The sequence below is a fragment of the Arthrobacter sp. Cr_A7 genome (assembly GCF_029222765.1).
GTDB lineage: Bacteria > Actinomycetota > Actinomycetes > Actinomycetales > Micrococcaceae > Arthrobacter.
This window is the reverse complement of record NZ_JARHXQ010000124.1, coordinates 1-11,005: the sequence shown is the minus strand read 5'-3', so window position 1 is coordinate 11,005 and position 11,005 is coordinate 1. Positions and strand designations below refer to the sequence as shown.

Genomic DNA, 11,005 nt, shown 5'->3' with positions numbered 1-11,005 from the left:
CGCCGTCAGGGTTCCCTGGCCGAAGCGAAGCGAGGCTAGGGGGACGGTGGGGATTAGTGGTGGCTGACGCCCAGCGGCCGCCCCTTCGTTTCCTTTGCCAGCAGCACCCCGATGGCGGAAATGACGCACAGCACCATGATGTAGATGCCAATGGACCCCGTCCATCTGGTCGTCTGCAGCAGGAATTCGGCGATGGTCGCGGCGAAGGCGCCGCCCAGGATGGCGCCAAAGGCGTATCCGATGGAGATGCCAGAGTAACGGACATTCGCGGGGAACATCTCGGCGTACATCGCGGACATGGGACCGTAGGACAGGCCAAGGCCGATCGTGAGGACAAAGAGCGCCAGGCCGTAGAGCCAGATGTTTTTGGTGTCGATCAGGGCGAACATCGGGATCATCCAGGCAAAGATGATGGCGTAGCCGGTGAGGAAGGTCTTGACCCGCCCGATGCGGTCCGAGAGCCAGCCGCCGGCCAGGGTGAAGATCAGCCAGCCGAAGGAGGCCAGGGTGGTGGCCAGGAGGATCTGCGGGGTGGGCATCTGCAGTGTGCGGGTGGCGTAGGCGATGAAGAAGGCGATCAGCAGGTACCCCGCCGCGTTGTTGGCGATGAAGATCATGGTGGAGTACAGGACCGGCTTCTTGTGGCTGCGGACCAGCTCGCCCAGGGGCGCCTTGCTTTCCGCTTTCCGGGCCGCCATTTCCTGGAAGACCGGGCTTTCGGCCACGGCCCGGCGGATGAGGTAACCCACCACGATCAGGACGATGGACAGCAGGAACGGCACCCGCCAGCCCCAGGCAGCGAAGTCCTCACGGGACATGCTGCTGTTGAGGAAGAACAGCAGGCCGGTGGCAAGGATCATGCCGATCGGCACGCCGATCTGCGGGTAGGCACCGAACAGGCCGCGCTTGTTCAGGGGCGCGTGTTCCACGGCCATGAGCGCCGCGCCGCCCCATTCGCCTCCGGCGGAGAAGCCCTGGATGATCCGCAGGAGGATCAGGAGGATGGGAGCCCAGGCGCCGATCTGCGCATAGGTGGGCAGCATGCCGATCAGTGCGGTGGCGGCACCCATCATCACCAGGGTAAAGACGAGCATGGCCTTGCGTCCCAGCCGATCACCGAGGTGGCCGGCGACGACGGCGCCCAGGGGCCGGAACAGGAAGCTGATGCCGATCAGGGCAAAGGAGAGGATCTGCGCCAGCCCCGGGTTGGACTGGTTCAGCGGCGCCAGGAACAGCGGTGACAGCAGCGTTGCGGTCAGCTGGGCGAAGATGAAGAAGTCGTACCACTCAATGGTGGTGCCGACGAGGGTGCCGGCGAGGACTTTGCGTTCCTCCTGCCGGGTACTGGGACCGGCAAGAGTGTCCACCTTGGAAGGTGTGGTCATTGAAACTCCATTGTTTATCGGCAGCAGTGCCGCCGGGACGCCTTCATGATTACCGACAGAACGGTCAGTTAGTTAGTAGGGTACTACGAAAATGTGAGGCGGGACACGCCTGGCGCAAACTTTGCCCTGATGGACTCCGGAAGCAGTGAGTTCTATATTGGAACCGCCTGTTCTTATTCAGGAACGCTAGCCTTGTAAGGGCTGCTCAACAAGAGCCGCAGTACCGCGGCGGACGGCCACCTAGGATGGACACCATGACTCCCACCGCCGCAGCCCCGGCCGGAGCAGCGCCGGCACAGGCTTCTCCGTCCCAGACTCTCTCCCGCGGGATCCGCGCCCTGGAAATCCTCGCAGCGGCGCCCGGCCCGCTGACCATCGCAGAACTGGCCGATGCCATGGGTGTGCACCGCTCGGTGGCCTATCGGATCCTGCGCACCCTTGAGGACCACTCGCTCCTGGTCCGGGATGACGCCGGCCGGGTGCAGCCGGGACCCGGGCTTGCGGTGCTGGCGCGGGGAGTTTCGCGCAACCTCCAGACGGCCGCCCTCCCCGAGCTCACGCACCTGGCCAACACCCTGGACATGACAGCGTTTGTGGCGGTGTGGGACCACCACGACTGCATCACCCTTGTCACGGTGGAGCCCCGGCATTCAGGGGCAACGGTTGCCCAGCATCCCGGTACTCGGCATCCCATCAACGCCGGCGCTCCGGGTATCGCCATCCAGTCGGCAATGACCGAGGCCGAATGGGACCGGCTGAACACGGGCGTCCCCTACCGGGCGGAGGCCGGCGAGGCCCGCCGGAACGGATACTCGGCCAGCCACGACGAAGTGATCGCCGGCGTATCGTCCCTGGCAGCCCCGGTTCGGGTTCCGGGTGGACGGCCGGCAGCACTCGCCGTCGTCTACATCCGCTCATCACACGAGCCGGAAAGGGTCGGCGCGGCACTGGCCGAAAGCGCGGCCCGGATCGAGCGCCAGCTGGCCTGACGGCAAGGGCGCCATCGCCTTAAGGAGCAGCCCTGCGGGATTGTTTCCGTCGGTCAGGGCACCTGTGTCCGGTTGCGTTTGCGGCGGAGGACGACGGCGGCAGCAGCTCCCAGGAGGGCCAGCGACACCGCGGCGCAGACGGGCACCAGGAAAGCCGCGTGATGGCCGCCCGCCTCGGCGAGGTGGCCGCCGATGGACGAGCCAAGGGCCGTACCCGCCACAATGCCGCTGGCCAGCGCCGTCATGACCGTGCCAAGGCGTCGTGCCGGCGCCACCACACCGCCGACGGCGAAGACAGTCACCATGACCGGCCCAACCGGGAGCCCCAGGATCAGCAGCACCGCCACCATCGCGGCCAGCGACGACGGCACCAGCAGGAGCAGTGCCAGCGCCGCCATTAGGCCGGCGCACAGGACCCAGCGCCAGGACAGGCTGAACCGCCGGGGCCAGTAGGCGACCGACAGTGCGGTGGCCGCTGAACTCAGGCCCATCACGGCGTACAGCAGGCCGGCGATTTCCGAGCCGGCGAAACCTGCCGAGAAGGAGCTGAGGGCAGCCTGCGTTGAGCCAAAGAACGTTCCCATGCAGACCATGGCGAACACGGGCAGCGCGACCGCCGGCGGGATTCTGCCGGCAACCGGGACGGTGCCCGTCGCCTTGCCCGCCGCCCGGCGGTGTGGCCGCACCGCACGGTGTGTGGGGTGGGCGGCGAAGGCCGGCACCAGCGTGATGGTCATGGCCGCTGCCAGTGCCAGCGGAAGCCAGGGTGCCAGGAGGCTTGCCAGGATCCCCACCAGCGCCGGTCCGAGGACAAAGGTCACCTCGTCGGCGGTGCTTTCATAGGAAAGCGCGGTGTCCAGGTCGCGCGCGTTGTCCTGCAGGCGGCCGCGTGACGTCAGGGCCATCCACCTGACCCGGGCCAGCGGGCCCACCTGTGGGCAACTGGCACCGGCCGCGAAGGCTGCGGCAAGGACGGCAGCCTGGAAGCCGGACGTTCCCATGCCGGCGGCGGCGAGGATCAAAGCCAGCACGGCTGCGGTGTTGATGACGGCGGCGGCGACCAGCACCGGCCGCTGTCCCTGCCGGTCGGCCAGGGCTCCCAGCAGCGGGGCGCCCAGTGCGGAGCCGATCCCGACCGCTCCTGCTGCAACACCGCCCACAGCGTAGGAACCGCTGACGGAGGTGACCATGGTGAGGGTTCCCACCGTCAGCATGGCAAGGGGCAACCGGGCAAAGAGGCCAAGTGGGATGAAGCTGCGGCCGGCCAGGAGGGGAAGGCGGGCGAAACGGCCGCGTCCGGCAGCCCCCGCTGAGGCGGAACGACCCGGGCCTGTGCCGGCGGCGTGGTCAGGGGAAGCGGCGTCCGGGGTGGCGTGTGGACTGGTGGCCTGTGGCGCGCCGGGGGTTTCTGTGGCGCTGGTGGTTGAAGGGGAGGCTGATGATGTCAATTCCGGGCTCGTTCAGTCATGCGCATCGTCCCTCCTCCCGATGCGCGCAACCCGGTAACTGACCCAGTATACCGCCGTAGCAGGGCAGCCTTATGCTCCCACCAGCACGTCCAGCGCCTCGGAAATCCGGAGGGTGGATCCGTTGCGGCCTTTCAGCACCTGGAGCTGAGTGCCGATGCGCTGCTTCATCTCCCCGACGTGGCTGACAAGCCCTACCACGCGGCCGCCGTCGCGCAGGCCCTCGAGGGCGTCCATGACCTGTTCCAGGGACTGCTCGTCGAGGCTTCCGAACCCTTCGTCCACAAAGAGCGTCTCGATTTCCACTCCGCCCGACTCCTGCTGAACGACGTCCGCCAGCCCCAGTGCCAGTGACAGCGACGCCATGAAAGACTCACCGCCGGACAGGGTGGACGTGTCACGCCGGTATCCCGTCCACTGGTCCACCACTTCCAGGCCGAGCCCCGATTTTGCACCGCGGGCGGCCTTCGCGTCCGTGTGCTGCAGCAGGTAGCGGCCGTCACTCATGGCCACCAGGCGTTCGGACGCTGCGAGGGCCACCTGCTCCAGGCGCGCGGCCAGGACGTAACTGTTCAGGCTCATCCGGTAGCTGTTTTCACCCCGGCCGGCCGCCGCGTCCGCCAGCCCTGCCAGCATCTGTGCACGTTCGGCCGGTTCCCGCGCAGACCCGGCGAGAGCCTCATACTCGGCTCTGATGGCGGTAAGCGAAGACAAGCACCGTTCGGCCAGGCCGGCTGCGAGGTCCGCTGTGCGGGCCTCCTCCCGGGCGGCAGCAGCCTCGTTGCGCATGAGTGCGAGCCTCTGCACGTCCACCTCGAACCCGGCCGACTTTTCCTGAAGGGCCAGCACGATGTCATCTGAAGCAAACAGTTCGCTGACACGGGCAGCCTCGTCCTGGGCGTCACGGACCTCAGCGTGCAGCGCGGTTGCCTCCGCCGCAGCAAGCAGCTGGCTGCGCGCTTCATCAGCCGATTCGAAGCCCGCCTTGGGCAACGCGAGTGCCAGCTGTTCATGGGCCTCGGCCGCCTGGGCATGTGCAGCCGCAAGGGACGCCTGCGCTTCCACTGCCTTGTCCAGCACAGCGACGGCGTTTTCCAGCGACCGCAACCGCTGGGCCAGGCTGCGGTGGCTTCCCCTGAGTCCGGACAGTGCCTTGTCCAGCGCGGCCGACTGTTCGGCCGCGTCCCCAAGCGAAGCCACAGCGTGGGCAAGGTCGGCTTCGGTCGCGGCCTTCGCCGTCCGCGCGGCTTCAATGCCGGCGTCGAGCGTCTCAAGCCGCCGCCTGACCGATGCCAGCTCCTTGACCGCATGCTGGGCGTCCGCCGCCGCAGCCCGCGCCTGCTCAGCTGCAGCAACAGCCTCCGCTTCTGGAGTGTCTCCACCCTGGCCGGCGAGGACCGCCACCAGCTGGTCGGCGTTGGCCAGTTCGGCGCTGACCCGGGTGAAGGCGGCCTCGGCCGCCTCGAAAGCTGCGTGTGCAGCCTCCTCTTCCTGCGCAAGCCCTGGCCCGCCGCTGCCCGCGGCAGCAGGGGCAGGATGCTCTCCGCTTCCGCAGACAGGGCACGGCTCCCCCTGCTCCAGCTGGCCGGCAAGTTCGGCGGCGGCATTGGCCAGCCGTTCCTCCCGGATATCCAGCCAGCGGCGCTTCACCTCCAAATGGTCATCGCGGGATTCGTCATACCGCAGCTTTACGGCATGGCGCGCCGCAGCGGCGGCACCATAACGCCGGACAACATCCAGCAGTTCCCCGGCCGATGCAGCTTCCTTGCTCCGCAGGGCGGCGGTACCCGCACGCTGTTCCAGGTGCTCCAGCCCCGCCTCGATGCCTGCCTTCTCCTCGCGGAGCAAACCCGCGCGATTGTCCAGCTCGGCGGCAGCCGCGGCAAGGTCCTCCCGCTTTTTCACGAGCACCCCGTGCCGTTTTCGGAGGGCCTGGAGCCTGTCCTCGTCCGGCAACCTGGCCTCGACGACGGCAAGGAGCGACCGCAGGCGCCCCAGTTCTTCCGCGGCAGCACCGGCCGTCGCGGCGTAATCCTGTCGGCGGTCTTCGGCCACATCCAGGTCCAGATGCGCCAGGTCCAGGTTGGCCAGCTCATCGTCCTCGGCGACGGCCATGCGGAGCAGGGTGAAGGCTGATTCGGCAGCCCTGGCGGCGCTGCTGACCTTGGCTGCGGCGGCGTCGACGCTGCGGAGCTGCCCGTCCAGGACCTCCGCCTGACGGTGGCGGGCAAGCCGCATGGACAGGTCTTGAAGCCGGGGCGCTGCTTCCTCCACAGCGCCCTGCCGTGCTGTTGCTTCCTCCAGTTTGCGGCGCCTGTCCTGGCGGGCGGCTTCCTCCTCAACGGCGTCAGCCCGCCGCATACTTGCCGCGTGTGCAGCCTTTGCCTGCCCGGTCAGTTCACCCAGGCGTTCCTCAACGGCGGTCCGCAGCCACGAAAGCCGGGCTTCGGTGTTTTCCACGGAAGGGGAACCTGCCTCATCAAGCCCGAGTGCGGCCGCTTCGGACTCTGCCCTTGCCGCCAGGAGCCCAAGCTGCCCGGCCAGGACGGATACGTTCTCCCGGGCATCCTGTGCCTGGCGCGAAAGTTCCTGCTCCAGGGCTTCAAAGCGCTGGGTGCCGAAAAGCTTCTGCAGCAGTTCCAGCCGATCCGCGGCTTTCGACCGCAGGAAGGCGGCGAAGTCACCCTGCGGCAACATGACGACGCGGGTGAACTGTTCGCGGTCCATCCCCAGCAAAGCCATAATCTCGGCTCCGGCTTCATCGTTCCGGGCGGACTTTTCCACCCACGCGCCATCCACGCGCTCACGCAGCAGCGTCTTGGCCTGCTGGGTGGTGAAGCCGTTCCTGCCGCGGGCGCTTGGCTTGTCCCAGGCGGGCGACCTCGTCACTTCGAAGCGCCGCCCCTGCGCGGAGAATTCACAGGTCACGGCCGGTTCCTGCGCCGGCTCCGCATGGTCGCTGCGGAGGCGTTTGCCGTCCTGGCGGGCACCGGGAACAGAACCGTACAAGGCAAAGCAGATGGCGTCCAGGACGCTGGTCTTGCCCGCGCCGGTGGGCCCGTTGAGGAGGAAGAGGCCGTGTGCGCTCAGCCGGTCAAAGTCGATGTCCTCGGTACCGGCAAAGGGGCCGAAGCCGGAAATCCGCAGGTGGTGGATCCTCATCGTGAGCCCTCCAGGAGGCGGACGTTCTCCAGGGCTGCGGCGAGCGCTGCCTTCTCTGCGTCGTCAGGGACGCGGCCGCGGACGTGCTCCAGGAACCCGCAGCATACCGAGAGGTCATCCGGCGCCTCGGCCAGCCTGCTGCTGTAGGTGGCAGCCGGGGCAGCGGTGCCTCCCTCCGGATCGAATCCCAGCACAAGCGTGTGGGGGAACCGCGCGCGCAGCCGGTCCATGGCCCGGGCGGGGCGTTGCGCATCCGTCAGCGTGATCTGGCAATACGCGGCCTCAGCCCATTCGTGCTGCGGTGACTCCACGAGGTCTGACAGGGAACCCCTGAGCACGGCCAGGGCACGCGGGGCTTCCCACAGAACTTCCTCTATGGCGCCGACCCCGTCGGGACCGATGTCCACCAGCCATGCCCCTTTTTGGTGCCTGGCTTCGGAGAAGGAGTACGCCAGCGGAGATCCCGAGTACCTGACCTGCGGCGACAGGGACTGCCGGCCGTGCAGATGGCCCAGGGCCGTGTAGCTGAAGCTGTCAAACAGGTCCAGGGGAACCGCCCCCACACCGCCGATGCTGAGGTCGCGCTCGCTGTCCGAGCTGATGCCCCCACTGGCGAAGGTGTGGGCCAGGACCACCGAATGGACCACGGAGGACGCTTCACGGCGTTCGATGTCCTGCCGGATCAGGGCTGTGGCCGCCCGGGTCACCTCGAAGTGGCTGGCGGTATCCACCCCGAGCTGCTCGGCAACGAGCCGGGGTTCGAGCCACGGGATGCCATAGATGGCTGCCACGCTTTCTTTTCCTGCCGCATCCTGGCCCAGCGGCAGCAGCAGCGGCTGGTCCAGGCTCTCCAGCCTGGTCCGGAGGTGTACTCCCCCGCGCTCCAGCAACCGGGCAGCGAAGCCCAGGCGGATGGCCGAGTCATGGTTGCCGCTGGTCAGCACCACTTTGGCCCCGGCGGAGGTCAGCCGGACCAGGGCGTCGTCCAGCAGGTGGACGACGTCCACTCCGGGCAAGGCGCGGTCATACACATCGCCGGCAATCAGGACGACATCAACGTGGTGCCGGGACACAGCAGCCACGAGCTGGTCGATGAAGGCGCGCTGGGCGTCCAGCATGCCCACGCCGTGGAAGGAACGGCCCAGGTGCCAGTCCGATGTATGAAGTAACCGCATATTCCTAAGCTATCGGCTGCCACTGACACTGTGCGTAACCGGCGCAGTTGCCGGCATCACGCCCGCTTGCCCTCGAAAAACTCCTGCGCCTCGCTGTCTGCCTGCGCACCGCGTGATTGGGCTTTGTCCGCCTGCACACCGTCCGCCGGTGCGCTGGCCGTTCCATCCGCCACGCTGGCCCCGGGCACTTCCTGGTGTTCGTCGTCGGCCTCCCCGGCGGGGGCTCCCGTCGTCATCGCTGCAGCGCCAGCGCCGGGGCCAGCGGACGCTGCAACCCGGAAACTGCGGAACAGGAGGCCTGCAATGGCAGCACCCACCAACGGCGCCGCCAGGAAAACCCACAGCTGTTCCAGTGCCCAGCCGGAACTGAAGATGGCGGAGGCAGCAGCCCGCGCCGGATTGAACGGCAGGTTGCCCACGGCCTGGCCCAGCTGCAGCAGGGCAGCAAAGGTCAGGCCAACGGCAACCGGGGCAGCCGCCCCGCTGATGCGGTCGCGGGCGGCCGCACCCAGGAAGACGGCCACGATGATGGCAGCGCCCAGGACCTCAAGGAGCAGCACCGCTGCCAGTGGCGCGGAAATGATGGAGTGCTCGCCAAAACCGGCGGTGACCGTATCAAACGCCGTCCGGCTGTCGGCGATGCCGGGAAGCGTGCGCAGTACCGCGTGCAGGGCCAGGGCGCCCACCGCGGCACCCGCCAGCTGTGCTGCGGCATAGGCAGCGGCTGCGCCGGCCCTGATCCGGCCGGCCAGGAGGTGGCCCAGAGTAATGGCCGGGTTGAAGTGGCCACCGGAAACGTGGCCGACGGCGAGCATCGCAGCCGTCACCGCCAGGCCTGCGGCGAGCGCCGCGGGCAGCGGGCTGGACTGCGGGATGCTGAAGAGGGGCACCCCGAGCCCGGCAACCGCAACGAAGAGGCTGCCGAAGCCCTCGGCAGCAAGCCTGGGCAGGAGCCCGGGCGGGGCAGCATCCGGACTGCCTGCCGGCAGGTTGTCGTGTGGGGCTGGATCGGGCGTGCTCATGGGGAACCTTCAGGTTGGTGTGTGGCGTACGGGGTGCTGCCGCCGGGCAACCCAAGCATTATTCCAGCCCAGACTGTGCGTTTGCTGGGCTGTGCTTCTACTGGGGTGTGCTTCTATGTGGCGTGTTTATCGGAACGGTACGTTGAGCTGGCAGAGCTGACGGCGCCTGTCCCCCGCCACGGTAAATTTACTGCATGAGCATCGAGACCCGCGCTTCCGCGCCCACCCTGAAGTCCCGCATCAACGGCTGCCTGCTGGGCGGCGCGCTGGGGGATTCCTTGGGGTACGCGGTGGAGTTCGACGAGATCGATGAGATCCGGCGCCGCTTCGGGGCGCAGGGCCTCACCGGTTTTGCGGAGCTTCCCGACGGCGCCCATTTCTCGGACGATACCCAGATGACCCTGTACACCGTGGACGGGCTCGTGGAAGCCCTCGAGTGGGCCAACTCGGGCGTCGGCGCGGACGTCAACGCCTGCCTGTGGCTGGCATACCTGCGCTGGCTCGCCACGCAGGGTGAGGACGCGGGTCCGGCTGCACCCGCCCCGCAGCCACGCTGGATCGACGGAAACACCGTTCTCCACCAGCGGCGCCACCCCGGGAAGGCCTGCATCTCCGGACTGGCAACAGGAGAAATGGGAACCTCCGTGCGCCCCGTCAATCCCGAGTCCAAGGGCTGCGGAACGGTGATGCGTTCTGCCCCGTTCGGACTGATCCCGCACATCACGCCCGACGCCGTCTACAAGTTGAGTGCCGACGCCGCCTCACTGACGCACGGCCACCCGTCCGCCCGCCAAAGCGCCGGAATCTTCAGCCTCCTCATCCACCGCCTGGTCACCGGCGAAAGCCTGCAGGAGGCGGCCGCCGGCGTGGCCGCCCACGCCGCCACCCTCACCGATGTGGCGCCGGAGCTGCCGGAACGCCTTGCGGCAGCCCTCCGCCTGGCGGACAAGGGCGCTGTGGCGCCGGAAGAAGTTGTCAGCACCCTGGGCGAAGGATGGGTGGCCGAGGAAGCGCTCGCCGTCGGACTCTATGCGGTCCTGGCCACCATCCCTGACCCGGCCGCCGGCGGCGGGGACCCCCTGCCTGTCCGTCACTTCCGTGCCGCGGTGGCCCTGGCTGTCAACCACAGCGGCGACAGCGACTCCACCGGATCGGTGGCCGGCAATATTTTGGGGGCCTACTACGGCGAGGACTGCCTGCCCGGCGAGTGGCTGGAAGCATTGGAAGCTCCGGAGGTCATCCGTGGCATGGCTGACCAGCTGGTGAAGGTCACAACCGGCGAAGGTTGATGTCGTTGCAGGCCTCGCAGACCTCCGCCGGAATAAGGCCGCGGCGCTGCAGGAGCCCGAAGATCGCGCACCCCAGGCAGAAGCCCAGGAACGCTTCCAGGGAGGCCGCGACGACCAGGATGCCCAGCACCGTCCATGCAGCCGGTACGGCTCCGGCAGCGTAGAGCAGCAAGGACGCGGTTGACACGAAGGCACCCATTCCCTGGGCAAACCGCTTGGGCGGGCCGGGGACCAGCTTCACCTTCCCCAGCCTGGGCGTGATGACTTTCACGGACAGAAGAGCCAGGGGCGAAATCCGCGGACCGAACAGCAGGCGCAGCCAGAAACCCGCGGCGATGGCCAGCAGCCCCCACACCGAGCCGGCCGCCGCGGTGAGCAGCGCCAAGAGGACAACCAGGCCGGCCGTGACGCGGGCGGCGTACTCATTGACGGGATTGGGGAACGCAAACAGGGACATGGTGCAAGGGTAGGAGCGGGCGGAAGGGCAGGGAAGGTTTATTGCGCCCCGTGAACCCGG

At 68.0% G+C, this 11,005-nt stretch carries 8 protein-coding genes; 2 read left to right on the top strand and 6 right to left on the bottom strand.

What is annotated here, in order from left to right; translation table 11 throughout:
• Positions 1-53 precede the first annotated feature (53 nt).
• Positions 54-1,385 (bottom strand): MFS transporter, encoded by a 1,332-nt coding sequence (locus P2Q66_RS07585; protein WP_079597708.1) that lies wholly within the window; start codon positions 1,383-1,385, stop codon positions 54-56.
• Between the two features lie 254 nt (positions 1,386-1,639).
• Here P2Q66_RS07585 and P2Q66_RS07580 point away from each other — a divergent pair, with 254 nt between their 5' ends.
• Positions 1,640-2,374, top strand: coding sequence for an IclR family transcriptional regulator (locus tag P2Q66_RS07580; protein WP_079597707.1), 735 nt, complete (start codon positions 1,640-1,642; stop codon positions 2,372-2,374).
• Between the two features lie 53 nt (positions 2,375-2,427).
• Here the strand turns inward: P2Q66_RS07580 and P2Q66_RS07575 are convergent, their stop codons facing one another.
• From P2Q66_RS07575 to P2Q66_RS07560, 4 genes are all read right to left on the bottom strand, one after another.
• Positions 2,428-3,642, bottom strand: a complete 1,215-nt coding sequence (locus P2Q66_RS07575; protein ID WP_254865579.1) for an MFS transporter — start codon at positions 3,640-3,642, stop codon at positions 2,428-2,430.
• 270 nt (positions 3,643-3,912) lie between these two features.
• Positions 3,913-7,002 (bottom strand): SMC family ATPase, encoded by a 3,090-nt coding sequence (locus P2Q66_RS07570; RefSeq protein ID WP_275726902.1) that lies wholly within the window; start codon positions 7,000-7,002, stop codon positions 3,913-3,915.
• Positions 6,999-8,177: an exonuclease SbcCD subunit D gene (locus P2Q66_RS07565; RefSeq protein ID WP_275726900.1), complete on the bottom strand. Its 1,179-nt coding sequence runs from the start codon at positions 8,175-8,177 to the stop codon at positions 6,999-7,001. Before P2Q66_RS07565 ends, P2Q66_RS07570 begins: the two co-directional genes overlap by 4 nt.
• Before the next feature lie 56 nt (positions 8,178-8,233).
• The gene (locus P2Q66_RS07560; protein WP_275726899.1) at positions 8,234-9,199 is read right to left on the bottom strand and encodes an aquaporin; all 966 of its coding nucleotides are present in this window, start codon (positions 9,197-9,199) and stop codon (positions 8,234-8,236) included.
• Positions 9,200-9,393: 194 nt separating this feature from the next.
• Between P2Q66_RS07560 and P2Q66_RS07555 the strand changes: the two genes are divergently transcribed.
• The gene (locus tag P2Q66_RS07555; RefSeq protein ID WP_275726898.1) at positions 9,394-10,488 is read left to right on the top strand and encodes an ADP-ribosylglycohydrolase family protein; all 1,095 of its coding nucleotides are present in this window, start codon (positions 9,394-9,396) and stop codon (positions 10,486-10,488) included.
• On the opposite strand, the gene P2Q66_RS07550 is transcribed toward P2Q66_RS07555, so the two are convergent.
• Positions 10,469-10,945, bottom strand: coding sequence for a DUF4395 domain-containing protein (locus P2Q66_RS07550; protein WP_275726897.1), 477 nt, complete (start codon positions 10,943-10,945; stop codon positions 10,469-10,471). The two genes, P2Q66_RS07555 and P2Q66_RS07550, sit on opposite strands and share 20 nt — an antisense overlap.
• Positions 10,946-11,005: the final 60 nt, after the last annotated feature.

What these genes read in the sequence shown, in the direction of transcription:
- P2Q66_RS07560 (WP_275726899.1), bottom strand. Translation starts at nt 9,199, where the DNA reads ATGAGCACGCCCGATCCAGCCCCACACGACAACCTGCCGGCAGGCAGT.
- P2Q66_RS07585 (WP_079597708.1), bottom strand. Translation starts at nt 1,385, where the DNA reads ATGACCACACCTTCCAAGGTGGACACTCTTGCCGGTCCCAGTACCCGG.
- P2Q66_RS07570 (WP_275726902.1), bottom strand. Translation starts at nt 7,002, where the DNA reads ATGAGGATCCACCACCTGCGGATTTCCGGCTTCGGCCCCTTTGCCGGT.
- P2Q66_RS07565 (WP_275726900.1), bottom strand. Translation starts at nt 8,177, where the DNA reads ATGCGGTTACTTCATACATCGGACTGGCACCTGGGCCGTTCCTTCCAC.
- P2Q66_RS07580 (WP_079597707.1), top strand. Translation starts at nt 1,640, where the DNA reads ATGACTCCCACCGCCGCAGCCCCGGCCGGAGCAGCGCCGGCACAGGCT.
- P2Q66_RS07555 (WP_275726898.1), top strand. Translation starts at nt 9,394, where the DNA reads ATGAGCATCGAGACCCGCGCTTCCGCGCCCACCCTGAAGTCCCGCATC.
- P2Q66_RS07550 (WP_275726897.1), bottom strand. Translation starts at nt 10,945, where the DNA reads ATGTCCCTGTTTGCGTTCCCCAATCCCGTCAATGAGTACGCCGCCCGC.